This is a genomic window from Actinomadura sp. ATCC 39365 (genome assembly GCF_054392275.1).
Genome location: NZ_CP184335.1, coordinates 6,430,826 through 6,455,024 on the forward strand (window position 1 = coordinate 6,430,826; position 24,199 = coordinate 6,455,024).

At 74.2% G+C, this 24,199-nt stretch carries 24 protein-coding genes and 1 pseudogene; 15 read left to right on the forward strand and 10 right to left on the reverse strand.

Translation table 11 applies throughout. The annotated features are described in order from the left end of the window. The first annotated feature begins 75 nt into the window (after positions 1–75). From ACNF49_RS31425 to ACNF49_RS31465, 9 genes and pseudogenes are all read left to right on the forward strand, one after another. A complete protein-coding gene (locus ACNF49_RS31425; protein WP_357979280.1) occupies positions 76–714 on the forward strand; it encodes a TetR/AcrR family transcriptional regulator in 639 nt (212 codons plus the stop codon). Positions 715–1,996: 1,282 nt separating this feature from the next. Beyond that, positions 1,997–2,209 (forward strand): annotated as a pseudogene (locus ACNF49_RS31430) (sugar transferase); the annotation flags it as partial. A gap of 64 nt (positions 2,210–2,273) precedes the next feature. After that, positions 2,274–2,600, forward strand: a complete 327-nt coding sequence (locus ACNF49_RS31435) for a sugar transferase (RefSeq protein WP_482945611.1) — start codon at positions 2,274–2,276, stop codon at positions 2,598–2,600. Next, positions 2,573–3,886 carry an O-antigen ligase family protein gene (locus ACNF49_RS31440; RefSeq protein ID WP_498703851.1) on the forward strand — a complete coding sequence of 438 codons (1,314 nt, stop codon included), beginning with the start codon at positions 2,573–2,575 and terminating at the stop codon, positions 3,884–3,886. The genes ACNF49_RS31435 and ACNF49_RS31440 overlap by 28 nt, the downstream gene beginning before the upstream one ends. Beyond that, positions 3,841–5,214 (forward strand): lipid II flippase MurJ, encoded by a 1,374-nt coding sequence (locus tag ACNF49_RS31445; RefSeq protein WP_357979274.1) that lies wholly within the window; start codon positions 3,841–3,843, stop codon positions 5,212–5,214. Before ACNF49_RS31440 ends, ACNF49_RS31445 begins: the two co-directional genes overlap by 46 nt. After that, the gene (locus tag ACNF49_RS31450) at positions 5,211–5,924 is read left to right on the forward strand and encodes a polysaccharide deacetylase family protein (protein ID WP_357979272.1); all 714 of its coding nucleotides are present in this window, start codon (positions 5,211–5,213) and stop codon (positions 5,922–5,924) included. Before ACNF49_RS31445 ends, ACNF49_RS31450 begins: the two co-directional genes overlap by 4 nt. Then, on the forward strand, positions 5,921–7,369 hold the full coding sequence (locus ACNF49_RS31455; protein WP_482939819.1) for a glycosyltransferase: 1,449 nt from the start codon (positions 5,921–5,923) through the stop codon (positions 7,367–7,369). Before ACNF49_RS31450 ends, ACNF49_RS31455 begins: the two co-directional genes overlap by 4 nt. Positions 7,370–7,651: 282 nt before the next feature. After that, positions 7,652–8,770, forward strand: coding sequence for a GNAT family N-acetyltransferase (locus ACNF49_RS31460; RefSeq protein ID WP_482939820.1), 1,119 nt, complete (start codon positions 7,652–7,654; stop codon positions 8,768–8,770). Continuing rightward, entirely contained in the window at positions 8,767–9,930 is a 1,164-nt protein-coding gene (locus ACNF49_RS31465) for a glycosyltransferase (RefSeq protein ID WP_482939821.1), read from the forward strand. The genes ACNF49_RS31460 and ACNF49_RS31465 overlap by 4 nt, the downstream gene beginning before the upstream one ends. On the opposite strand, the gene ACNF49_RS31470 is transcribed toward ACNF49_RS31465, so the two are convergent. Beyond that, positions 9,876–11,000: a glycoside hydrolase family 26 protein gene (locus ACNF49_RS31470; RefSeq protein WP_357979262.1), complete on the reverse strand. Its 1,125-nt coding sequence runs from the start codon at positions 10,998–11,000 to the stop codon at positions 9,876–9,878. The genes ACNF49_RS31465 and ACNF49_RS31470 overlap by 55 nt on opposite strands. A gap of 164 nt (positions 11,001–11,164) precedes the next feature. Here ACNF49_RS31470 and ACNF49_RS31475 point away from each other — a divergent pair, with 164 nt between their 5' ends. Together ACNF49_RS31475 and ACNF49_RS31480 are read left to right on the forward strand one after the other, a co-directional pair. After that, positions 11,165–11,539 carry a VOC family protein gene (locus ACNF49_RS31475; protein WP_357979260.1) on the forward strand — a complete coding sequence of 125 codons (375 nt, stop codon included), beginning with the start codon at positions 11,165–11,167 and terminating at the stop codon, positions 11,537–11,539. A 168-nt stretch (positions 11,540–11,707) separates the two neighbouring features. Continuing rightward, complete coding sequence (locus ACNF49_RS31480; RefSeq protein WP_482939822.1) at positions 11,708–12,235, forward strand: DUF1062 domain-containing protein; 528 nt, start codon at positions 11,708–11,710, stop codon at positions 12,233–12,235. On the opposite strand, the gene ACNF49_RS31485 is transcribed toward ACNF49_RS31480, so the two are convergent. Continuing rightward, on the reverse strand, positions 12,174–13,424 hold the full coding sequence (locus ACNF49_RS31485) for an MFS transporter (protein ID WP_482939823.1): 1,251 nt from the start codon (positions 13,422–13,424) through the stop codon (positions 12,174–12,176). The two genes, ACNF49_RS31480 and ACNF49_RS31485, sit on opposite strands and share 62 nt — an antisense overlap. Positions 13,425–13,496: 72 nt before the next feature. Between ACNF49_RS31485 and ACNF49_RS31490 the strand changes: the two genes are divergently transcribed. Further along, the gene (locus ACNF49_RS31490) at positions 13,497–14,339 is read left to right on the forward strand and encodes a LysR family transcriptional regulator (protein WP_482939824.1); all 843 of its coding nucleotides are present in this window, start codon (positions 13,497–13,499) and stop codon (positions 14,337–14,339) included. A gap of 12 nt (positions 14,340–14,351) precedes the next feature. Here ACNF49_RS31490 and ACNF49_RS31495 read toward each other — a convergent pair whose 3' ends face one another. Both ACNF49_RS31495 and ACNF49_RS31500 read right to left on the reverse strand, forming a co-directional pair. Next, positions 14,352–15,257, reverse strand: a complete 906-nt coding sequence (locus ACNF49_RS31495; protein WP_482939825.1) for an NADP-dependent oxidoreductase — start codon at positions 15,255–15,257, stop codon at positions 14,352–14,354. A 39-nt stretch (positions 15,258–15,296) separates the two neighbouring features. Further along, positions 15,297–15,761, reverse strand: a complete 465-nt coding sequence (locus tag ACNF49_RS31500) for a MarR family winged helix-turn-helix transcriptional regulator (RefSeq protein WP_482939826.1) — start codon at positions 15,759–15,761, stop codon at positions 15,297–15,299. A gap of 130 nt (positions 15,762–15,891) precedes the next feature. Between ACNF49_RS31500 and ACNF49_RS31505 the strand changes: the two genes are divergently transcribed. Beyond that, positions 15,892–16,266: a DMT family transporter gene (locus ACNF49_RS31505; RefSeq protein ID WP_357979248.1), complete on the forward strand. Its 375-nt coding sequence runs from the start codon at positions 15,892–15,894 to the stop codon at positions 16,264–16,266. Positions 16,267–16,299: 33 nt separating this feature from the next. Then, positions 16,300–16,620, forward strand: a complete 321-nt coding sequence (locus ACNF49_RS31510) for a DMT family transporter (protein WP_357979246.1) — start codon at positions 16,300–16,302, stop codon at positions 16,618–16,620. On the opposite strand, the gene ACNF49_RS31515 is transcribed toward ACNF49_RS31510, so the two are convergent. The 4 genes from ACNF49_RS31515 to ACNF49_RS31530 form a co-directional block, all read right to left on the reverse strand. Then, positions 16,598–17,896 carry an MFS transporter gene (locus tag ACNF49_RS31515; RefSeq protein ID WP_482939827.1) on the reverse strand — a complete coding sequence of 433 codons (1,299 nt, stop codon included), beginning with the start codon at positions 17,894–17,896 and terminating at the stop codon, positions 16,598–16,600. The genes ACNF49_RS31510 and ACNF49_RS31515 overlap by 23 nt on opposite strands. Next, entirely contained in the window at positions 17,896–18,486 is a 591-nt protein-coding gene (locus ACNF49_RS31520; protein WP_482939828.1) for a helix-turn-helix domain-containing protein, read from the reverse strand. The genes ACNF49_RS31515 and ACNF49_RS31520 overlap by 1 nt, the downstream gene beginning before the upstream one ends. 88 nt (positions 18,487–18,574) lie before the next feature. Then, positions 18,575–19,369: a GntR family transcriptional regulator gene (locus tag ACNF49_RS31525; protein ID WP_482939829.1), complete on the reverse strand. Its 795-nt coding sequence runs from the start codon at positions 19,367–19,369 to the stop codon at positions 18,575–18,577. After that, entirely contained in the window at positions 19,357–19,902 is a 546-nt protein-coding gene (locus ACNF49_RS31530; RefSeq protein WP_357979238.1) for a cysteine hydrolase family protein, read from the reverse strand. Before ACNF49_RS31530 ends, ACNF49_RS31525 begins: the two co-directional genes overlap by 13 nt. A gap of 309 nt (positions 19,903–20,211) precedes the next feature. On the opposite strand from ACNF49_RS31530, the gene ACNF49_RS31535 reads away from it, so the two are divergent. After that, entirely contained in the window at positions 20,212–21,330 is a 1,119-nt protein-coding gene (locus tag ACNF49_RS31535) for an MFS transporter (RefSeq protein WP_482939830.1), read from the forward strand. A 52-nt stretch (positions 21,331–21,382) separates the two neighbouring features. Here ACNF49_RS31535 and ACNF49_RS31540 read toward each other — a convergent pair whose 3' ends face one another. Together ACNF49_RS31540 and ACNF49_RS31545 are read right to left on the reverse strand one after the other, a co-directional pair. Beyond that, positions 21,383–23,083 (reverse strand): C39 family peptidase, encoded by a 1,701-nt coding sequence (locus ACNF49_RS31540; protein ID WP_482939831.1) that lies wholly within the window; start codon positions 23,081–23,083, stop codon positions 21,383–21,385. A gap of 140 nt (positions 23,084–23,223) precedes the next feature. Beyond that, entirely contained in the window at positions 23,224–23,928 is a 705-nt protein-coding gene (locus tag ACNF49_RS31545; RefSeq protein ID WP_482939832.1) for a polymer-forming cytoskeletal protein, read from the reverse strand. Between the last annotated feature and the right edge of the window lie 271 nt (positions 23,929–24,199).

The window sequence follows — 24,199 nt, forward strand, 5'->3', positions numbered from 1 at the left end:
GACGCCCTCCTCGCCCGCCGTTTATCATGCACTCGCATGGTAAACGGCGGGCAACGCGTTTCACAATGCGACCGCATGACAAAAACCTGGGAACCGATGCCGAAGATCGTCGACCACGAGACCCGCCGGCGGCACATCGCCGACGCCGTGCACCGCGTCATCGACGCCAAGGGCATGCACAGCGTCAGCCTGCGCGAGGTCGCGGCCGAGGCGGGCATGTCCATGGGCGCGGTGCAGCACTACTTCGCCACCAAGGACGAGATGCTCACGCTGGCCCTGCAGCACCTCAACACCCGGATCACCGCCCGCGTCGCCGCCGCCGCGCACGACGGCACCCCCTTCGGCCTGCTGCGCGTGGCGCTCCTGGAACTCCTGCCCCTGGACGAGGAGCGCCGCTTCGAGGCGCGCGTCGGGCTGGCCTTCCTCGCCCGTTCCGTGGTGAGCGAGCCGCTGGCCGCGCTGCTGCGCGCGGGCCTGCCGATCGTCCTCGACTTCTACGCCGGTCAGCTCAGGGCGGCCCAGGCGGCCGGGCAGGTGGCCGCCGACGTCGACGCGGCCAAGGAGGCCGACATGTTGTTCGCCCTCGCCCAGGGCCTGGTGAACCCCGTCCTCATCGGCCACTACACCGCCGCGGACGCCGAGGCGATCGTCGACCACCAGCTCGGACGGCTGTTCGGGCGACGTCAGCCGTACCGGCGGGGAAAAACGTCCTGAAATATACGGACAGAATGTCTCCATCGCCCGGTTCCCCGAATGTGGCGATAATGCCGATTCGGGCTACACCCTCAGTTCTCGGCTCAGCCGCCGGTGCCGATCAGCGGCCACCGGCCCCCCGCTGACCCTCTGAGCTGGCCTGCGGCGTCATACCGCCGCCATGGCCGGGCAAAGATCTTCATCACTATCTGAGCGGCGAACCGGGACAAATAGCGGGGCTTCGCGACACCCGAAAATTCGCAATCTTTGTGGGACGCCATCCCGTCCACACGGTCGTACCCGTGAACACTCCAAGTAAGTTGGTCGCTGCCCGCGAATCGGGGCGATTATCGGAATGGAGGCCAAAGATGAGCGAATTTTCGCGATAAGTAAGACAGCCATATCCACCCCCTGTTCGTGGATATCACGCTCTGAAATGATCGCCGTTGTTTTCCGCAGTGGAGCAGATATGGTCACACCCCTTCGGGAAGAGGAACCCTTCCCGCACTCCCCGTCCAAGGGCATGCTGCTGTCGCAGCGAGGCGCCCCCCGCCACGCCCCCGGCCGGCGGCGTCCGGTGACATGCTGGACCATCTGCTCCCTGGCCGACGCGAGCGTCGACGCCGCCGCGCTGGCCGCGCCCGTGCTCGACGCCGGATACGGCGCGCTGCTCGCCTGCCTGGCGGCGGCGCTGCTCGTCCTGCTGAACCTGGCGGGCGGCGCGTACCGGATCCGGCTGTCGCCGTCCGTGATGGACGGGTGGATGTGGCGCGGCGGATGCGCCACCGCCATCGCCGGCGCGCTGACCGTCGCCGCCCTCGACCATCAGACGACGCTGGCCGCCTGGACGGGCGAGTCGGCCCGGATCGTCGCCGTCTACCTCGGGCTGACGCTGGTGGGGCGGGGGCTGGTCTGCGCGGTGCTGCGCCAGGCCCGCCGCCGCGGCGCACTGGTGCCCACGCTGGTCGTGGGGTCCGGCGCGCACGCCAGGAACCTCGCGCTGACCCTGGTACGGCACACCGAGTACGGCCTGCTGCCCGTCGGCGGCGCCTGCGACGTGCTGGGCCAGGCCCCGTACGCGCCGATCGTGGACGATCCGGAGACCCTGCTCACCATGGCCCGCCGGCACCTGGCCCGCGTGGTGGTCCTGGCCCCGCCGCCGGGCGGCGAGGAGCAGACCCACCGGCTCGCGCAACAGGCCCGGCTGGCGGGGTACCCGGTGTACCTGGCGCCGCAACCCGGCGGCGTGCTGGTCGACTTCGTGCCCGCCGGCGAGCACGTCCGGGGGTTCCCGGTGCTGCGCATGCGGCCGTTGCCGCAGCGGCGCGCGTCCTGGCCGCTCAAGCGCGCCCTGGACGTCGTGCTGGCGGCGGCCGGGCTGGTCGTCAGCGCTCCGGTGCTGGCCGCCTGCATGCTGCTGCTGCGCGGGCAAGGAGGGCCCGGGGTGCTGTTCCGCCAGGTCCGGGTGGGGGTGGCCGGGACGCCCATCGAGATCATCAAGCTCCGCACGTTCGCCCCCCTTGCGCGCCGGCGAGTCCGACACCCGCTGGAGCATCGACGACGACCCCCGCCTGACCCGCGTGGCCCGGCTGCTGCGCTCCTGCTCCGTGGACGAGTTGCCGCAGCTGTGGAACGTGCTGCGCGGCGACATGAGCCTGGTCGGCCCCCGGCCCGAGCGGCCGCACTTCGTGGAGCTGTTCTCGCGCGGCGACCACCACTACGGGCGCCGCCACCGGTTGCCCGTCGGCCTCACCGGCTGGGCCCAGACCCACGGCCTGCGGGGCGACACCTCGATCGAGGACCGGGCGCGGCTGGACAACCACTACATCGACACCTGGTCCCTGCGCCGCGACATCAAGATCATGATCCGGACGGTCGGTTGCCTGCTGTGGCCGGGACGATCGTGATCAGGGCGTTCCTGCCGTCCCTGTGCCGCCTGCCGGCCCGTCCCAGCCTGTGGGCCGCGCTGACCGTGATCGCGGTGTGCGTGCCCGCCGGACCGCACGCCGCCGACGTCGTCCAGCCGCGGGTCGCCGACCTGATGTCGCTGGCGTTGCTGGTGTCCGTCGCGGTGAGCCTGGCGCGTGGCGGCGCGCGTCCCGGCCGGTGGGCCCTGCTCGCCGCGCCCGCGGCGCTCGCGGCGACGGCGTCCGCGCTCGCGGCGCCCGACATCATGCTGGCGCTGCCCGGCCTGGCCCGGTTCCTCCAGGTGTTCGTCCTGGTCCCCGTCGCCGTGACGGTGGCGGTGCGGCAGCGGTCCGACCTGCTGCTGGTGGGCGGAGCCGTCGCCGCCGTGTCGGTCGTCCAGGCCGGGCTCGGCTGCTGGCAGGCGCTCACGGGCAGCGGCGCCTCCTACGCGGGGCTGCCGATCCGCGCGGTCGGCACGTTCGGCGCCGGCGAGGTCATGGCGCTGGCCAGCGTGGTCAGCTTCGGGCTGATCATCGCCCTGGCGGTCGCGCTCACCGGCGGCCCGGCCCGGCGCGCCGCCGCCCTGGTCGCGGCGGCGGCGCTGTGCCCGCCGCTCGTCCTGTCGCTCAGCCGCGGCACCTGGGTCGCGGTGGCCTGCGCCGTCGCGGTGATGCTCGTGCTGCGCGGCGCCCGGGTGGCCGCGCGGGCCGCCGTGGCGGCCGCGGCCGCCGCCGTGCTCCTGACACTCCTGGTCGGGCCAGGCGGCGGGGTCATCGCCGAGCGCGTCACCTCCATCTCCTCCTCGGTGGACCAGCCCGACCGGTCGGTGGCCGACCGGTACCAGCTCTGGCAGGCGGCGGCCGGCATGTGGCAGGACCACCCGGTCACCGGCGTCGGCCCCAAGGGGTTCGCCGCCTGGCGGGACACCTACGCGCCGCTGGCCCTGTCCTCGGGCAGCGACGTCGAGGACCCGGCCGGCGGATACCGCCGCCAGCCGCTGCTGTCCCCGCACAACATGTACCTGCTGGTGCTCAGCGAGCAGGGGCTCCTCGGCCTGGCGGCGTTCGCGCTGCTCGTGGGCGGTGCGCTCGTGCGCACCCTCACCCGGCCCGGCCGCTCGGGCCCGGCCGGGCTGGCCGCCGCTGGCTTCGTGACGTGGCTGGCGGTGGACTTCGCCTACGCCGACATCGGCGGCGCGACGAGCCTGGTCATGTCGGTCATGCTGGGCCTGGCGACGGGATGGACCGGCACCGCCGCGCTCCCGTCGCGGCGGCCCGCGTGCTGAGCCGGGGCGCGGCCGACCTGCGCGCCGCGGCCCTCACCACGATGCTCGTCGGCGCCGGCTCGGCGCTCGGCTACGTGCGCGACCTGCTGATGGCCGCGCTGTTCGGCGCCAACGCCGACACCGACGCCTTCCTGGTCGCCTGGACCGTGCCCGAGACCGCGGCGCCGCTGCTCATCGAAGGGGCGATGGCCCTGTGGCTGGTCCCGCTGTTCAGCACGGCGTCCGGGGCGCGGCAGCGGGCGGCGCTGGTGGAGCGGACGTTGCCCGCCCTGGCCGCCGCGCTCGCCGCCGTCGCCGTCTGCGCCGCGGCCGGCGCGCCCTGGCTGGTGACGGCGCTGGCCCCCGGTCTGCCCCAGGCCGGGCTGGCCGTCCAGTGCTGGCGGATCTGCTGCGGCTGCATCCTGCCGTTCGCGCTGGCCGGGTACGCCAGCGCGGCCCTGCGGGCCCGCCACGTCTTCGGCCCGCCCGCGGCCACCGGTCTCGCCTACAACGTGGCCCTCGTCGGCTGCCTGACGATCTGGCACGACTCCCTCGGCGTGCGGGCCGCCGCGTGGGGCGTCGCCGCCGGCGCCGTCCTCATGGTGGCCATGCAGGCGCCGGCGTACCTGCGGCGGGTCGGCCTGCCCCGGCGGCTGCCCCGGCGCCTGGTGCTGCCGGTCGCCGCGCTGCTGCCCATCATCGCCTTCACGCTGCTGCGGCAGGGCCAGGTGCTGGTCGAACGCGTGCTCGCCGCCGACCTGCCCGCGGGCGCGATCTCCCATCTCAACTACGCCCAGAAGATCGCCCAGGTGCCGATGGTGGTCTCGCTGATGCTGGCCACCGTCACCTATCCGCACCTGGCCCGCAGCATCGCCGCGGGCGACACCCGCCGGGCCTGGCGGCTGCTGGCCCGCGACCTGACGACGGCGGCGGCCGTCACGGTCACCGCCGCCGCGCTGCTGGCCGCCTTCGCGCCCGCGATCGTGGACGTGCTGCTGCACCGCGGCGCCTTCGACGACGCCGCCGCCACCGCCACCGAGCACGTCCTGCGGCTCTACACGATCGGCCTGCTGGGCCACACCGTCGTGGGCGTGGTCTGCCGGGCCTACTTCTGCGCCGGAGGGTGGCGCGGGTTGTGGTACCCGGCCCTGGCGATGGCCGCCGGCCTGGCCCTGACCGCGGTGCTGGCCGCGGCGCTCGTCCCCGGCATGGCGCAGGGCGGCATCGCCCTGGCCAACGCCGCCGGGATCACCGTGACCGCCGCGCTCCTGCTGGCCGGTCTCCAACGCCTCGGCCTGTCGCCGCTCCGGAGGGCCGTCACGACCGTCAGGGAAGGAGAGCGCGTATGAGCACGCGCATCGGCGCGCTGCCGCTCATCTGGATGTACCACTCCGTCGCCGAGCGCGGCGAGGACCCCTTCGACATCGTCGTCACCCCCGAGCGCTTCGCCGCGCACATACGCTGGCTCGCCCGGCGCGGGCTGCGCGGCGTGTCGGTGCGCGAACTGCTGAACCATCCCGGCGACCGGCGCGGGCTCGTCGGGCTCACCTTCGACGACGGCTACGCCGACTTCGCCACCGACGTCGTCCCGGTGCTGGCCGGATACGGCTTCACCGCGACCGTGTACGTCGTCGCCGGCCGGATCGGCGGCCACAACGCCTGGGACCGCGACGTCGCTCCCCGCCCCCTGATGGACGCCGGCACGCTGCGCCGGGTGGCCGCCGCCGGCATGGAGGTCGGCTCCCACACCCGCAGCCACCTTCACCTGCCGGCCGCCGCCCCCGACGAGCTCGCCGACGAGCTGACCACGAGCAGACTCATGCTCCAGGACGTGCTCGGCGCCCCCGTCACCGGCTTCGCCTACCCCTACGGCGAGTTGACCGCCCGCGAGGTCGCCGCCGTACGGCAGGCCGGCTACGAGCACGCCTGCGCCGTGCGCCCCGGCCGGCTCGCCGGGAGGCACGCCCTGCCCCGCCGCTACGTCGGCGACCGCGACACCGCCGCCCGGCTGCTCGCCAAGACCGCCTGCCACCGGCTGCGCTGGGGGCGACCCCGATGAAGGTCCTGCACGTCATCACCGGGCTGGCCGCCGGCGGGGCCGAGCAGCAGCTGCGCACGCTCCTGCCGCACATGGACTGCACCGGCGAGGTCGCCGTCCTGACCCGGCCCGGCGCCCTGGCCGACGCCATCCGCGCCGCCGGGACGCCCGTACACGCCGTCGGCATGGGCGGCAACCGGGACCTGCGGGCGCTGCCCCGGCTCACCGGCCTCATGCGCGCCGGCCGCTACCAGGTCGTGCACGCGCACCTGTACCGCGCCTGCGTCTACGCGCCACTCGCCGCCCGGCTGGCCGCCGTGCCGGTCGTCGTCACCACCGAGCACTCGGCGGGGGCCAGGCACATCGAGGGACGGCCGGTCACGGCGCCCGTCCGCGCGCTGTACCGGGCGACCGCCCGGCTGACGCACGCCGTCGTCGCCGTCTCGCCCACCGTGGCCGACCGGCTGCACGGCTGGGGCCTGCCGCCCTCGCGCGTCGTCACCATCCCCAACGGCGTGGACCTGGCCGCCTTCCGCCACGATCCGCGGGCCGCCGCCCAGGCCCGGCTGAGCCTGGGCATCCCGCCGGAGTCGTTCGTGATCGGCGGGGTCGGCCGCCTGGTGGCGGGCAAGAACTTCCACCTGCTCGTCGAGGCGCTGCCGCGGCTGGACGGCGCGGTGCTGCTGCTCGTCGGCGACGGCCCGGAACAACCCCGGCTGCGCTCGCTGGCCGAGCGGCTCGGCGTCGGGCGGCGCGTCGTCCTCGCCGGGGAGAGCGTGCACGTGCCCGCCCTGCTGTCGGCCATGGACGTGCTGGCCGCCCCCTCGCAGGAGGAGACGTTCGGCCTGGCCGTCGTCGAGGCGCTCGCCGCCGGGCTGCCCGTCCTGTACGGCGCGTGCCCGGCGATCGACGACCTGCCCCCGGGACGGTGCCCGGCGCCCGCCGGGTGCCGCCCCACCGGCTGGCCGCCGAGCTGGCCGCGCTCCTCGCCGCATCCCTCGCCGGGCCCCGCACCCGCCTGCCGCCGCCCCCGGCCCTCGACCGCTACGACGTGCGCCGGCAAGCCCGGCGCCTGCACGACCTCTACGACCGCCTGCTCATCAGGCGCCACCAGGAAAGGCTGTCATGACTCACCCGGTCCAGCGCGCCGCCGGCGCGCTCCGCACCTGGTCCCTGCTCGCGCTCCCGCTGATCGGCATGGGGGCGGGGCTGGCGTACTCGCTGACCCAGGAGCCCGTCTACACCGCCGACGCCTATGCGGTCGTCAGCTCGGTACGGCAGGACGTCCCCATCCAGGAAGCCGACTTCGCGCAGGCCTACGCCAGGGTGGCCGTCCATCCCGGCCTGCTCGCCGGGAACGGCGACGCCTACCTGGCCGACGGCGAGCTGCTGCGGACCACCCTGCAGGCGTCGGCCTCGCCCGACGCGCCGCTGATCCGGCTGGCCGCCCTCGCCGGCACCCCTGAGGAGGCCGCCCGGCGGGCCAACAGCGCGACGGCCGCGCTCACCGCCTACGCCAACCGGCACAGCGCCGACACCGGCGTCCGGCTGTCCAGCTTCGCCCCCGCCGCGCCGCCCGCCACGCCCAGCTCGCCCCGGCCCCTGCTCGCCACCGCCGTCAGCACGGCCGGCGGCCTGCTGCTGGCCGCCCTGATCTGGCTGGCGGCCCCCGCCGGGCGACAGCGGGACGACCGGCAGGACGACCGGGAGGTCCCGCCCGCGCGCCGGCCGGCCGAGACGGCGTCGGCATGACCACCGCGATCCGCCAGGCCTCGGACCTGGTCACCGAGGTCGTGACCGGCGCAGAACGCCTGCGCACCCTGGCGGGGGAGTGGGCCGACCTGCACGACCGCTCCCCGGCCGGGACGCCGTTCCAGTCGCACGCCTGGCTGTCGTCCTGGTGGGAGACCTACGGCGACGGCGCGTGCCTGAACGTGGTCCTGCTGCGCCGGCGGGGACGGCTGGTCGCCGCGGCCCCCGTCATGACCGTCCGCCGCGCGGGGCTGCGCGTCCTGCGGCCGCTCGGCGGCGACCAGTCCGACTACACGGACGTGCTGATCGAGGACGGGGACCCCGACCTGCCGGCGGCGCTCGGCCGGGCCCTGACCGAGCTGCCCGGATGGGACGTGCTCGACCTGCCGGAGGTGCGCCAGGGGGCCGACGCCGAACGGCTCGCGGCGGCCTGGCCGGGCCGCTCCTGGCGGCTGCCCGCCTCGACCTGCGTCGAACTGCCCGGCGTCCCCCTTCACGAGCTGCTCGCCGGGCTGCCCGGCAGGCACGGGACCAAGCTGCGCCGCGAGCTCAGACGCGTGGACGAGGCCCCGATCCAGGTCCGGGACGTGCCGGCCGACGAGGCGGAGCACGCCGTCACGCGCCTGCTCGACCTGCACGCCCTCCAATGGCAGGGCCGCGGCGTCAACGTCGAGCACACCAAACCGCGCTTCCACGCCCACCTGGCCCGCGCCACCCGGCGGCTGCTGGCCGACCGCCAGGCCCGGCTGACCGAATACCACCTGGACGGCCGGGTCGTCGCGGTGGACCTGCTGGTCGTGGGCAAGGACTTCGTCGGCGGCTACCTCTACGGCACCCATCCCGACCTGCGATCCCAGGTCGACGTCGTGACCATGCTGCTGCGCACCGACCTCGGGCTCGCCCACCGGCTGGGCCGGCCGACGATGTCGCTGCTGCGCGGAGCCGAGTCCCACAAGACCAAGTGGGGCGGCCGGCAGGCGGTCAGCAACCGGCTCCTGCTGGCCAGGACGCCGGCCGCGACGCTCTACGCCCTCGCCGCCCGCGCCCGGGTCGGCGGCCGGGCGCTCCGCGGCCGTTGGGCGGCGCTCGACCGGGCCCTGCGCAGGCCGCGATGACGACCTTCACCCCGCGCGTGCTGCACGTCACCCAGCCGACCGAGGGCGGCGTCGCGGCCTACGTCGAGAGCGCCTGCGCCGACCAGCGCCGGCGTGGCTGGACGGTCGCCGTCGCCGCGCCGCCGCGCGGACCGCTCGGCGAGCGGCTGGCCGCGCTCGGGCTGCCGCATCTGCCCTGGCCCGCCGTACGGGCGCCGCATCCGGCCGATCTGGCCGCCGCCGCGGTCCTCGGCCGCATCGTGCGCCGGTTCCGTCCCGACGTGGTGCATCTGCACTCCTCCAAGGCCGGGCTGGTCGGCCGGGCGGTGTTGCGTGGCCGCGTGCCGACGCTGTTCCAGCCGCACGGCTGGTCCTGGCTGGCCGGCCGGGGCACGCTCGCCGCCGCGGCCGCCTCCTGGGAGCGTGCCGCCACCCGGTGGACGCGGCTGGTGCTCTGCGTCGGCCAAGGGGAGCACCGGCAGGCCGGGGACGCGGGCGTGCGCGGCCCGCTGGCCGTCGTCCGCAACGGCGTCGACCTGGCCCGCTTCCGTCCCGCCTCGCCGGACGAGCGCGTCGCCGCCCGCCGGGGCCTCGGCCTGTCCCCGGACGGGCCGCTGGTCGTCTGCGTCGGCCGGATCACCCGGCAGAAGGGCCAGGACCTGCTGGTGGATTCCTGGCGGCAGGTCGCGGCCCGGGTGCCGGACGCCTGCCTGGCACTCGTCGGCGACGGGGACGACTTCGCCCGCCTGCGCCGCGACGCGCCGCCCGGCGTCCTCATGCCGGGGGCGAGCGCCGATCCACGGCCCTGGTACGCCGCCGCCGACCTGGTCGTGCTGCCCTCCCGCTGGGAAGGGCTGCCGCTGACCGTGCTGGAGGCCATGGCCAGCGGGCGGTCCGTGGTGGCGGCCGCCGTCCCCGGCCTCACGGAGGTGGTCACCCCGGCCACCGGAGCGCTCGTCGAGCCGCAGGACGCGCCGGCGCTGGCCGCGGCGATCATGGCCCGGCTGACCGACCCGGCCGTGCGGCGCGCGGAGGAACGGGCGGCGCCGCCGCGGGCGGCCGAGTTCGACCTCGGCGTCACCCTCGACCGGCTGGCGGCGCACACGCTGCGCCTGGCCCGGCCGGGTCAGCCCGCGGCCGGTGGCTCCGTGGGCGGGGAGGTGACGGCCGGGCGGGGCTGAGACTCCGGCGACCCGCTCCCGCTCGGCTCAGAGGAGGGGGCGGGGGACGTGGCGGGCGGGGAGGTCGGCGGCGCCGACGGACCGCGCCGGTAGCCGGGGTCGCGCATGAGCTGCCGGAAGACCCGCGACGACCGCGGGTTGGCCGGGCACTGCCAGACGCCGTGCGGGCAGTAGTCCACGATCGAGTGGTAGGCCACGTCGTGCCGGGCGATCCAGTCGAGCATGTCGCGCACGAACTCCGGCCGGTCCCCGTACCGGAACAGCCCCCACTCGGGGAAGGAGATCGGCTTGCGGTGCGAGGCGGCGAAGTCGGCCTGCGCCGCCAGCCCGTACGGCTGGTCGACGTAGTCGGCGAACCGGTGGCCGGGGCCCTGGTCGTAGCTGTCCATGCCGATGATGTCGACCACGTCGTCACCGGGGTAGCACTCGGTCCAGCCGATCGCGTCCGGGCCTCGGTTGGGGCTGAAGTCGAAGCGGAAACGCTGCCCCGGCACCGCCCGCATCACGGTGACGATCCGCCTCCAGTACGCCTGCCACGCCTGCGGATCGGCCGAGCAGCGGCTGGAGTAGGTCAGGCCGTTCATCTCCCAGCCCGGGACGATCACCGTGTCCGACGCGCGCCCGGCCACCAGCGTCCGGGCCAGCCGGTCGAAGTACGGGTCGAACGCGCCGTCCGCGCCGGCGTTCAGCAGCACCGACACCGCCTCGTCCGGCAGGTCGCCCTCGTTCGGCATGACCATCGGCACGTTGAGCACGAGCATGCGCCCCGGCTTGGCCGCCCGCCACCGCATCCACGGCTGCAGGACGAAGTCCGGCCCGCCCAGGGCGTTCCACGCCTCGCCCGGCACGTACGTCCGCCCCACCCGGACCTCCGCCCCCAGCCACCACTCGAACGCGCCCAGCAGGTACGGCCCGCGCCAGTCGGAGGCGAGGAACACCCCGAACGGGACGGCGGACAGGTCTGCGCGGGCGGCGGACGGCTCCTTGGCGCGCTTCACGCTCAGCGCCGGCGGGATCACCGCGGCGATCACGGCCAGCAGCGCGCAGACCCATGCCATTCTCACGGTCATCGCCCGCCCCCTCCCTTACAGGGTGTATCAGCTCACGTACCCGGAGAGAGAACAATGGCGATCAAGCCACTGCAAAGTGATCGCCGCGGATGCCGGGGCCGCACGTCGCCGAGGGGCCGTTAAGCATTGGAAGGGGGCAACCGGCGACCGGTAGGGTGCCGATCATGGCTTGCCGCATCTCCGAACTGATCGTCCCCTGCCAAGACGCCCACGGCCTGGCCGCCTTCTGGTGCGAGGTGCTCGACTTCGTCGTGCTCGACACCCCGGACGACGGCTCGGTGGAGATCGGCCCGCGGGAAGGGTTCGGCGGGTTGCAGCCCACCCTGGTCTTCGACCCCACCGCCGAGCCCAAGACGGGCCCGCTGCGGCTGCACTTCGACGTCAACGCCACCGACCGCGACCAGGCCGCCGAGCTCGACCGCCTGCTCAAGATCGGGGCGCGCCCGGCCGACGTCGGCCAGACCGGCGAGGAGCAGTGGCACGTCCTGGCCGATCCCGAGGGCAACGAGTTCTGCCTGCTGCGCGCTCGCCTGAGCTGAGCGCCGCCCGCCTGACCACCCCTTCGTGAGGACTTCGCGCGCATGACGCCGCCTGCTCTTTAGACCTGACACCTTCCTGCGCATCGGTCGCCGACGGACGCCGTCGGCTCTGTTCTCCGTGCTCTTCGTCAGGTCTTCAGAGAGATCATGTCTTCACATCCTCATATCGTGCTGCCCTGGGTGGTGCGGCGCACCCGCCTGCCCATGCTCGTCCTGCGCTGCGTGGCCTGCCCGTCCGGCCGCGCCGCCGTCGGTGACGGCCGGTTCCGCGTCAACGCCAACGGCAAGCTGCTCGACGTCTGGCTCCTGGTCAACTGCGTGGGCTGTGACCGGACCGGCAAGCTCACCGTCCACGACCGAATTCCGGTCCGCTCACTGGACCCCGGCCTGCTGGCCGGGTACGCGGGCGACTCGCCGTCCCTCGTCGCGCGGGCCCTGCTCGACCCGTCGACCGCGCGCCGGAACCGGTACGCGTTCGACTGGGACGGGTGCTGGGAGCTCGACGCGCCGCCCGTTCCGGAGAGTCCGTGGCCCGTCCGGATCACGGTCGCCTTCGACGATCCCGTCCCGCTGCGTCCCGACCGGCTGATCGGCCTCGGGCTGGGCGTCGGCCGGGACGAGGTCGCCCGCCGCATCAAGATCGACATCCCGCCGAATCGGAGGACGAAACAGGACTTTTCCTTTCTTCTGATGTAGGTCGAAGCTGTCGGCCCGGCGGGCGGGCGTCCGCCCGCCGGGCGCGGGACAGCAGGTGTCCGACGAGGGCCGCGGCGAGGCCGGCCAGCCCGGCGGCCGCGAAGCCGCCACCCGGCAGCGCGGCGTCGATCGCCAGCCCGGCGATCGGCGAGCCGAGCGCGAAGCCCGCGCTCGTCGCCGACGCCTGCAGGCCCGTGGCCTCGCCCCGTACGCCGGCCGGCGCCAGCCGGCTCACCGCGTCGGCCACCGTGGACAGGGTCGGCGCGGTGAGCAGCCCGGCGCCGACGACGGCCAGGCACAACCAGCGCCAGTCGTGGGCCAGCCCGGCGGGGATCGTCAGCAGCCCGAGCAGGCCGAGCAGCAGCCACGTCGGCATCGGACGGTGCAGCGTGCCGTAGACCAGCCCGCCGGCGACGGAGGTCACGCCGAAGACGGCCACGACCGCGGCGGCCCAGGACACCTGGCCCGCCTCCTTGAGCGTGGCCACGATGGCGAGGTCGACGCCGCTGAGCAGCGTCGTGACGCCGAACCCCATCGCCAGCATGGCGACCATGCGGCGGTCCAGCCACTCGCGGCGCGCCGGACGTTCTGGCGAACCGGTTTCCACCTCGCCCTCGGCTCGCAGCGGCGGATCGAGCAGGAAGATCCCGATCCCGCCGGCCGCGATCAGCGCCCCGAGCCCCCACGCCACGGCCTGCGGGGACAGCTCCGCCGCGCAGAGGATCACCACCGGCGGCCCCACCATGTACGCCAGCTCGCCCTGCACCGACTCCAGCGCGAACGCGGCCCACCGCTGCCCCGGCGTCGTCATCGCGGCGATCGCCTGCCGGGTCACCGCCTGGACCGGCACCATCAGCAGCCCCGCCACGAAGGAGGCGCCCAGCAGCACCGCGTACGGCAGGACGGGCACGCCCGCCCAGATCACCGCCTGCGAGGCGACGGTGATCGTGAGCACGGCGCGCAGCCCCCGCCGGTCCGTCATGCGGCCCAGCAGCGGCCCGCCCAGCGCCACCCCGGCGGTCAGGGCGGCCGCGACGCCACCCGCCGCCACGTAGCCCAGGTCCAGGCCCAGCACGACGTACATGGTCAGCGCGGTCACGTCGGCGGTGATCGCGGCACGGGCGAGCAGCGAGACGCCCAGCAGCGCCGCCATCCCCGGCACGGCGAGAACCTGTCGGTATCCGGTCACCCGGGCGACGCTAGGTCATCCCGAAACCCATAGGAAGACGTTGTTTCGTTGGAAGCGGCATAATGGATTCTTATGGCCAGAGACCTGGAGACGGGCTTGCTGCGGTCGTTCGTCACGGCTGTGCGGGCGGGCAGCATCAGCCGCGCCGCGACCGCGCTCGGGCAGACACAGCCCGCGCTCAGCCAGCAGTTGCGCAAGCTGGAGAGCGCGGTCGGCCGCCCGCTGCTCCACCGGTCGCCGTCCGGCGTCTCGCCGACCCGGGCGGGGGAGGAGCTGCTGCCCTACGCCGAGCGCATCCTGTCGCTCTCCGCGCAGGCGCTCACCGCGACCGGGCGCGCGCTCACCGGCCGCTGCGGCGTCGGCCTGCTGGAGGATCTGGCCGCGGCGCAGCTGCCGCAGGCACTCGCCGACCTGGCCCGGCTGCACCCGGGTGCGACGCTGGAGGTGCTGAGCCTCTCCGGTGTCACGATCCGGGAGGCCTACCACGCGGGCCGCGTGCAGCTCGTGCTCGACGAGGCGAGTGACCTTCCCGGGCCGCCGCGCTGGACCGTGCGGCGGCCGCTGGTGTGGGCGGTCGGCCACGGCGTCGACCCGGCCGCCGATCCGCTGCCGGTGGTGCTGTTCACCGGGACGTGCGCGTGGCGTACGTCGGTGGTGGACACGCTCGACCGCACCGGCCGGCGGTGGCGGCCGGTGTTCGAGAGCAACAGCCTGGCCGGCGTGCTCGCGGCGCTGCGGGCCGGGCTCGGGGTCGCCGCGCTCATGCCCGGCAACCTCGAACCGGACATGGCCTGTCACGACCCGGACGCCCTGCCCGCCCTGCCCGACGTCGAGCTCGGCCTGGCCCGGCATCCGCAGACAGAGGGCGATCCGCTGATCGACGCCGTGGAGACCGCGCTGCGACGCATGATCTGAGCGCCGCCGGCCTCAGAGCACCAGGGCGATCTTGCCGCTCAGCCGGCCGCGCCGGAAGTGCTCGTGGGCCGCCCGTACGTCCTGCAGGCCGTACTGGGCCTCGACCCGGCTCCTGACCTGGCCCGCGTCGACGGCCTTGGCCAGCTCGGCGAGGCCGGGGCCGTCCTCGCGCACCTGGTTGACGGTGGTGCGGACCGATCGATGAGACAGGTCGGGCACCGGCCCGGCCTGGGTGGCGATGGAGGCGTAGCGGCCTCCGTCGGCCACGGCCTCGACGGCGAAGGCGCCGAAGGTGTCGAAGACGGCGTCGTAGGCCCCTGCCGGAAGGGCGTCGGGGTCGGTCGTGACCCGGTCGGCCCCCAGCTCCGTGGCCACCTCGGCCTGGGCCGGCCTGGAGACCAGCGCGTCCACCCGGACGCCGCGCGCCCGCGCCAGCTGGACGGCCAGCCCGCCCACCGCGCCGGCCGCGCCGGCCACCAGCAGCCGCTCGCCCGCCCGGACGGCCAGCCAGTCGAGCGTGTGCAGCGCGGTGAGCCCCGGCAACGGCAGCGTCGCCGCCTCCACCAGGCTGACCGCCGACGGCGCGACGGCCAGCGAACCGACCGGCATGGCCACGAGGTCGGCCCACGTCCCCCGGCCGGTGCCGAGCTGATGGGACATGCCGAAGACCCGTTCACCCACGGGCAACGCATCGTCCCGGCTGTCCACGACGATGCCGGACAGCTCCCATCCCAAGGTCATCGGCAGCGGCGGGGCGCCCTCTCCGATGGCCCCCTCACGGGTCTTGTCGTCAACCGGGTTCAGGGCCGAGGCGACGACCCTCACCAGCACCTCGCCCTCCTGGGCCCGGGGCGGCGGCGCCTCGGCGACCGTCAGGACGTCCGGGCCGCCGAAGCGGGTGATCCGCACAGCACGCATGTTCAACTCCTCAATATTCGGGACAAACGGGATTGCCGGTTACCGGTCGAGCAGCCCCAGGGCCGGCAGTGCCGCGGCCAGCCGCGGGTCGGCCTGTGCGGCTTCCTCCAGGGCGGTCCTGAGCGTCGCCTCGTAGGTGACGTTCGCCTCGGCGTAGCGGGCCCGGCCCGCGTCGGTGATGACGGTGTAGACCCCGCGCTTGTCGTCCGGGCACAGGTCCCGGTACGTGAGGTCCGCCGTGTTCAGCCGGGTCACCAGCCGGGTCACCGAGCTCTGGTTGAGCCCGATCCTGTCGGCCAGCTCCTGCATGCGCAGCTCGCCGGCGTCCGAGGTGGCGAGATGGCCGAGCGCCCGGTACTCCGACAGGCCGATGCCGTGCCGCCGCTGGAGGGCGATGGCCAGGGCGTTCTCCACGCGGGCGTGCAGCAGCAGGACGTCGTTCCAGGAGCTGGACACCGCCGAGGGCGCCGGGGCCGGGCGTGGACTGGGTGCCGTCGGAGCCATGGAAGCCTCCTCCTTCTCTGAGGACCCGGGTCCCTCGGACGCGGGATTGACAAAAGCATACATGCACATGCAAGCTTCTCTCTGTCGCTCAATCACTTGCACGTACATGCAAATAAAGAAGGGTCCTGAGATGGCCTGGATCTACCTGCTCATCGCCGCCGTCTTCGAAGTCGTCTTCGCCCTGGCCACCAACGCCACCGAGGGCTTCACCCAGTTGTGGCCGTCCCTGCTGACCGCCGCCGCCGCGGCCGGCGGGATCTTCTTCCTGAGCCTGGCGCTGAAGACCCTGGACGTCGGCGTCGGCTACACCGTCTGGACGGGCATCGGCTCGGTCGGCACCGTGCTGCTCGGTTCGGTGATCTTCGGGGAGGAGCTGACCATCTGGAAGGGGCTGGCGTTCGTCCTGATCATCGGCGGTGTGCTGGGGCTCAAGCTCGCCGACCGCCTGTCCGCCGCCAAGCCCGCCACCACCGAGCCCGCCACCGCCAAGCCCGCCGCAGTCTGACCCTCCGCCCACCACTGCACAAGGAACGTCATCATGGCCTGGATCTACCTCTCCATCGCGATCGTCTTCGAGATCGGCTTCGCGCTCGGCACCAACGCCACCCAGGGCTTCACCCGGCTGTGGCCCTCCGTCTTCACCCTGCTGTCGGCCGCCGGCGGCATCTTCACCCTGAGCCTGGCGCTGAAGACCCTGGACGTCGGCGTCGGCTACACCATCTGGACCGGCATCGGCTCGATCGGCACGGTCGTCCTCGGCGCGCTGATCTACAAGGAGAAGATCACGCCGGCCAAGCTCGCCTCGTTCGCCGCGATCATCGGCGGCGTGGTGCTCCTCAAGATCGCCGCAGGCGTCTGACCGGCGGCGCGGGCGGCCCGGGTGGCGCCGGCGGGACGGGCGGGCCCTGGCCGCGGAGCCGGTCCATCTGCCGCCACTCGGGCCGCAGTCCCGTCAGGCTCGTGGTGAGGGCGTAGACCGCCCCACCGGCGAGCAGCACCGGCGTCAGCCCCACCGCCGCCACCAGCGCCCCGCCCACCAGCCCGCCGAGCGGGATGCCGGCCCAGGCGAGCGAGTCCTTCAGCGCGTTCACCCGGCCCAGCAGGCTCCGGGGCACCCGCTCGTAGGAGATCGCCCCCAGGATCGGGTTGAGGAACCCGCCGGCGAACCCGCCCACCGCGAACACCGCCACCATGGCCCACACCGGCGCGTCCACCGCCAGGACGAGGAACCGGGTCGGCCCGGCGAGCAGGAACGCCACGAAGAAGACGGGCCTGCGCCGCATCCGGTGCGCCACGGCGGCCGCGACCAGGCTGCCGCCGACCGCCGTCAACCCCATCACGCTGCTGTTCAGGCCGACCACGGCGGCGCCGTGACCGGACTCCCTGGCCCACACGAACACCAGCACCTGGCCGAAGGCCGCGTCGAGCAGGTTCGTGATGCCGACCATGACGACCACGGACAGCAGCAGCGGTTCGCCGCGCAGGAACGTGAAGCCCTGACCGAACCGCCGCCAGTACCCCTCCTCCGCCTCCTGCGCCGGCGCGCGGTGCCCCATGCCGCGCGGCAGCGCCCACGCCACGATCACCGAGCCGAGCGCGAAGCAGGTGACGCTGATGCCGAGGCTGGCCAGCGGTCCGAGCAGCGCCACCACCGCGCCGCCCGCCGCGGGCCCCACCGTCTGGGCCAGCCGCTCGGTCACGCCCATCAGCCCCGTGGCGCGCTCCAGCGGCACCCGCCCGCGCTCGGCCGCCTCGGGAATCATGATCTCCTTGGCCAGGTCGCCCGGACCGCGGGCCGCGCCGACCACCGCGACGAGGGCGATCAGCGCTCCCAGCGGCAGCAGGTCCAGGGCGTGCAGGAGGACGACCGCCCCGGCCGCCGCGGCGCTCACCACGTCCCCGATCCAGGAGATCCGGCGCGGCCCGGCCCGGTCGGCCAGCGGCCCGGCCAGCGCCTTGACCAGCACGTACGGGGCCATCTCGGCGAACGCCACCATCCCGGTCCGCGCCGGGCTCCCGGTCGTCGTCAGGACGAACCAGGGCAACGCGATGGCCGACACCCGCGTCGCGGTCAGCGACACCGTCATGGCCGCGAGCAGGCCGGCCATCGGGCGTAACGACTCGCGCGACGCCATCACGCGTCCTCGGGCGACTCGGGCAGCTCGGGCAGGAGCTGGGTGATCAGCGAGACCCGCGCGGCCCCTTCGGGCGCCGGCTGGCCGGGCGTGTCGCGGCGGTAGCGGTCGATGACCTCCGCCAGCTCCTCGCTCAGCCGCCGCCCCTCCTCCGGGGTGATCCGCAGCGCGACGGAGCTGAGGTCGAGCACCCGCCGCCACTCCGCGGGCATGGTCGACAGCTCGTTCAGCGTCCGCTGGGTGCGCAGGCTGTACAGGGCGGCGATGGACCGCATGTAGGCCAGCACCGCCTCGGGCTCCCGCTCCGACAGCTCCTCGTCGCTGAGCCGGGTGACGTGGTGGACCGAGCGCCACCAGCGCTCGCGGGCGTTGCCGCGTTCGGTGTCCTCCGCCACGAATCCGGCGGCGCCGAGCCTGCGCAGGTGGTAGCTGGCGGTGCCCGAGTTCACCCCCAGGCGTTCGGCCAGGCGGGTGGCGGTGGACGGGCCGTGTTTGCGCAGCAGGTCCACGAGTTGCACCCGGACCGGGTGGGCCAGTGCTCGCAGGCCCTTGGCGTCGAGGACGACCACGCTCTCGGAGGGTTCGGTCATGCCTCGCAGCCTAGACCGCAAACAGTTCTTCGCAAAGACTTGTTCGCGAAGAACTGTTTGCAATCAGGCCGCGGAGATCGTGCGGGCCCTACGCCGGTGGTGGCAGCTCGATGCCGGCCCGGCTGACGGAGGCGCTCTTCGTCAGGACCCGGAGCACGTCGCGGCGCACGCGTTCGCACCGGCCGCGCATGGCCTCGCGGGCGCCGCCCGCGTCCCCGGCGCGCAGGCGCTCGTGGACGCCCGCCAGCTCCCCGGGCGGGCTCGCCACCTCCGGAGCGATCAACGCGGCCATCCGCAGCACCCGCTCCAGCTCGTCGAGCACGCCGACGATCGCCTTGGCGTAGCGGTTGTTGCCGCTGGAGTCGGCGATGACGGCCTCGAACTCGATCCCGGCACGCAGCGACTGCTCCAGGTCGGCCTCGCCCGCCGCGAGCGCGCGGGGCACCTCGGCCAGCTCTTCGAGCCGCTCCAGCGCCGGGCCCGCGACGCCGCGGCGCGCGGCGGCGGCGGCGCTCTCGCCGGCCAGCAGCGTACGCAGCGCGCACAGGTCGTCGGTGTCCTGGAGCGTGATCGGGCTGACGACGTAGCCCGCGCGCGGCAGCGCGTCCACGAGCCCGTCGCGCCGCAGGCGGGCCAGGGCCTCGCGCACCGGCGTCTTGCTCATCTGCCACTGCCGCGCGAGCGAAGCCTCGCTGAAGCTGCTGCCCGGCGGCAGCGTCAGGTCGATGATCTGACGCCTGATCGCCCGGTACGCCTGACCGGTGCGGTCGAGACCGGTGTCCTCCTGGCCGACCAGCAGCAACGCGGGAAGGTGCGCCATCGCGCCGGTCACGGGGTGGAGCGGCCGGGACGCCTCCCGCCCGTCCGCGATCAAACCTGCCACTCCTCGCACGACACCACTTCGAACCCCCGGCTGGGGAAGACGGCGTCGACGAAGAAGTCGTGCAGCGCCGGATCGCCGTCGCCGCAGCCGTCGCTCAGCACCGTCACCCGGTAGCCGCGGTCGGCCGCGTCGTAGCAGGTCGCGGCCACCATCGCGCTGGTGGCGACCCCGGCGACCGCCACAGTGGTGACACCTCGCGCGCGGAGCACCAGGTCGAGGTCGGTGCCGGCGAACGCGCTGGCGCGGCGCTTCAGCACGACGACGTCCTCATCGGCGACCGGCAGGGCGAGCTCGGTGCCGGCCGACCCTTCGTGGAAGGCGTCTCCGGCCTCGAAGAACGACTTCATCAGCGCGCTGCCGGGCGGCACGTCGGCCCCGTTGGCCCGGAAGGCGAAGTGCACGAACACCACCAGGACGCCGGCCGCCCGGGCACGGGGCAGCAGTTCGGTGAGCGGCGGCACGACCTGCCGGGCGAACGGGTAACCGCCCGTGATGCCCCGCTGGAGGTCGCCGATGATGAGTGCAGTGGTCACGACATGCTCCGTCCAGTGTCTCCGGCGAGCGCGAGGGCCCGCGCCTCCTCCGGCCAAACTGGGATCACAGTAGGCAAGAGTTGAGATATCAGCAACCGGGACGCGGGACCGGCCGTCGGCCGGCGCGCCGGAATTGTGCCGGATCGAGGTGCTAACGTCACCTGCCATGGAGGAACTGTCCGGCACCGGGACGGCCGGTGCGGCCCCACCCGGTCGTCCCGGCACGCGCTGACTCGGATCCCTGATCTCGTCTGACGCGTGCTGCGCCCGCTCCGCGCGTGATGCGCAGCCCGGAAGGGTGGCCTTCGCGTGCCGTTGTTCTTCCTGGCCTACGTGGCCTATGTCTCCATCGCCCTGCCCGACAACGTGGGCGGCATCACCTGGCCGTCGGTACGGCTCGACCTCGGACAGCCGGTCGAGGCGCTGGGCCTCGTCGTGCCGTTCGGCGTCGCGGGGTACGTCGCGTCCAGTTCCGCCACCGCGTTCCTGCTGGCCCGGACGGGGGTCGGGGGGCTGCTGGCCCTGAGCGCCGCGCTGTCGGGGGCGGCGCTGGCCGCGTACGGGGCCGCGCGGGCGTTCTGGGTCGTGCTGCTCGCGGTGTTCCTCGGCGGCCTGGCCTCCGGCGCGATCGACACCGCGCTCAACGCCTACGCCGTACGGCATTTCGGCGCCCGCCGGATCAGCTGGATGCACGCCGGCTTCTGCCTCGGCGCCGCCGCCGGGCCCGGCGCGGCCACCTGGCTGCTGGCCGACGGCCGGTCGTGGCGGTGGGTCTATGCCGGGCTCGCGGCCTTGCAGGTGGCGCTCGCGGTCACGTTCGCGGTGAGCGCGAAACGGTGGATCCCGCCCGCGACGCCCGCCTGGACCCACCGGACACGGCCGAGGCCCGGCGCACGGGCGTTGTGGCCGAGCCTGGCGGCGTTCACGCTGCAGTCCGGCGTCGAGGCCGGGACGGCGATCTGGGCCTACGTCCACCTCACGGCCGGGCGCGGCATGCCGGACGGGCCGGCCGGGCTGACCGTCTCGGCGTTCTGGGGAGCGATGTTCGCCGGGCGGATCGTCGTCGGGCATGGCACGCGACGGGGTGGCACGCGGCGCTTCCTCTCGCTCGGCGCGTGGGGGATGTTCCTCGGTGCGCTGCTCCTCGCCGTTCCCGGGCCCGGCTGGCTGGCTTCGGCGGGCGTGGTCCTGATCGGCCTCGCGGCGGCGCCGATGTTCCCGCTGCTCACGCTGACGACGTCCGAACGCGTGGGCGAGGCGGCGACCGAGCGCGTGATCGGGCTGCAGATGGCGACGTCCGCGGCGGCGGGGGCGGTGCTGCCCGGCGCGGTCGCGGGCGCGCTGGTCGGGGCGTTCGGCGTCGGCGTCATCGGCGTGTTCCTCGTCGTCCTGGCGGGTGCGATGTGCCTGCTGCGCGGGCGGCTGTGAGCGCGCCGGGGCCGGGGCGGCGTCCTCGGCCCCGGCGCGCGGGGCGCCCGGGTCAGTTGCCCCAGACCTGGACGGGGCGCAGGTAGGCGGTGTCGTACACCTGGTCGGCGCCGCCGGGCCCGCCGTTCGTGTGCGGCCCGTACGGGTCGTTGACGACCCACCTGCCGTCATCGGTGTAACCCTTGATCAGGACGATGTGCCCGGCGGAGGTCATCTGGCCGGACACGGCGACGAGGTTGCCGATGTCGATCTGGTTCCGGACGAAGTCCGGGTTCCAGCCGCTCTGCTTGGTCCAGCCGGTGTGCCGGTTCATGTATCCGAACATGTCCGCCCAGACCGCGCCGTACTGTGGGTCGTAGATCGCGCCGTGCGCCCCCTTCCACGAGCCGTTGCCGGAGTAGTCGGGCGCGGTCCAGGAGAACGTCGAGCCGTTGTAGTCGTACTGGTCGGTTATGTAGAGGCCGTAGGGCGAGTAGTGGCGTCCGCCGTAGTTCACCCACAGGCCCCGTTCGCCGAGCTGGTAGCCGGCCAACGTCATGACGGCGGTGGTCGGGCCGCACGAGCCGCGCCCGTCGAACTCGTCCCGTGTGTCGTAGATCTGGTTGATGTGCACGGCGCGGTTCGTCCGGCCGCCGGCCAGCGAGCGGGACACGCCGTCCAGGCTCGCCGCCGCGAGGGGCTGCGCCACGCCGCGGGCCACCGCGTCCGCCCCGACGGTGCGCTCCCCGAGCCGGGCCGAGGCCAGCCGCACCTGGTCGCCGTCGAACCCGTCGATCCCGAACTCCGACGTCACCCCGCTGACCACGCGTACGGGCGCGCCGCCCGACACCCGGGCCACGAAGGTGCCCGACTCCTCGCGCGTACGGGCGGCCGTCGCCGCCGGGTCGGCCGCGGCCTTCGACTGGGACGCGCACGGCTGGGCGGCGTAGGCGAGGCGGTCGCCGTCCCCGCTCCACACCGCCTCGCGGTAGGCCGTACCGGAGCTCGCGCCGTACGTGGCCACGGTCCGGCCGTCGAGGTCGGCGAGCCCGAGTTCGGAGCGTCCCGAGCACAGGTACGGCCCGGACCGCCGGATGAAGCTGACGAGCTGACGATCGCCGTTCACCAGGCGGAAGTCGGCGTAGACCTGGCCGTGGGCGGGGTCGCTCGCGATGAGCGGCGTCACCGAGCCGTCGGCGAGCGCGACGCGCAGCAGGCTCGCCGCGTACCGCCGGTCGTCACGGGCGTCGGGGTAGGCGGCCACGAACGCCGCGCTCGCGTCACCCGACAGGCCCACCACCTCGACGCGGGCGCCCGGGATCGCGGCGATCCGGCGTCCGGGCGCCTCGGCGGAGCCCGCGTACAGGTCGGCGCCGGCCCGCCCGGCGACCGTGTAGGCGAGCCGGGTGCCGTCCGGGGAGAAGGCGGCGGAGAAGACCTTGCCCCGGACGAGGGTGCGGGTGCGCCCGGTACGGGTGTCGTAGGTCATCAGGCGGCTGCCGCGGGAGCCGTCGTGGTCGGGGATGACGGCGACGTGGCCGGGGCCGGCGGCGGTCACGACGCCGTCCGACTTCTCCGGTTGCGCGAGGTGGACGCGGGCCTGGCCGCCGATCAGCACGTCGAACCCGTCACCGGTCCGTAAGGTGCTGACGTTCTGGTCGGTGGCGGCGGCGTGCGCGGTGGCGGCGCCGGTCAGCGCCGTCACCGCGGTCAGCGCGGTGACGGCGGCCGCCGCCAGGAGTGATTTCCGGCATTTCCTGAGCTGGAGTGACATGACCGTCCTTCGGTAGATCGCGGATTCGTTCCCAAAGCGTGAACCGCGGCCCCCGTCGAAGGCACGTCGTCAAAATGTCTGACCGTGATCAGTGGTCGTGGGTGGTTTGGGGGACATGGCCGGTGTGGCGGAAACACCTGTCATGCGCGATCGGCGTCCGGGGCCCATCCTGCGATCGTGAGGGGCAGGCCGGACAGCAGGCGGTCGCGCAGGACGTCGCCGCGGACGCCGATCTCGGGCAGGTCGTCGGGGCCGGGGGCGCCGCTGACCAGCAGTTCGGGCACGAGGAGGTGACTGAGCGGGACCTCGGGCGACGGGTCGGCCAGGGCGCCGACGGCGGCGCCGGACAGGTCGAGGTAGGCCGGCGCGAGGGCCCTGCCGTGCAGGGTGCCCGCGACCAGGTCGGGGCAGAACTCGTTCCAGAAGATCGAGACGGTGGTGCGCAGGTCGCCATGGATCATCACCAGCTTGTCGGTCATGTCGCCGACGAACGTCTCGGCCGTCACGTGGCCGCGTACGACCAGCTTGGCGTCACCGGCCAGGTAGACGTTCCGCGCCCGCAGGTCGCCCAGGATGATCAGCGCGGCGGAGCCGTCGTCCACGTCGGTGACGTTGCCGTCGACGACCAGGTCGCCGTCCACGATGTAGCCGGTCGCGGCGTCGGGGGCGCCCTCCCGCCACGGCGTGCGTTCGTGCTCGTCGAGGGGGAGTTCGCCGGTCACCGTGGCGGGACCGGGCACGAGGATGTACTCCTCCTGGTACAGGTTCCCGTACGTCTCCTTCGGCAGGCCGCGCCGCTCGAACAGGTCAACCGCGTCGTCCCAGGCGAGATAAGTCGATCTCATGCGCGCGACCCTAGCAACGAAGCCGGATGGTATCCGCCGGGCGCGGTCCCGGCTCGGAGCAGGGGAGAGGAGACCGTCCATGAAGATGTTCCAGAACCTCGACCCCGAGCTCGCCGCCGCGCTCGCCCACCTCGACCTGCCCGAGACCGGCGCCCGCGGTTACAGCCTCGAAGAGCTGGCGCGGGTGCGGGCGCGCATGGCCGCGGCGCGGCGGGCCGCCCTCGTGCCCGACCCGGCGGTCACGATCGAGGACGTGTGGGTGCCGGGCCCG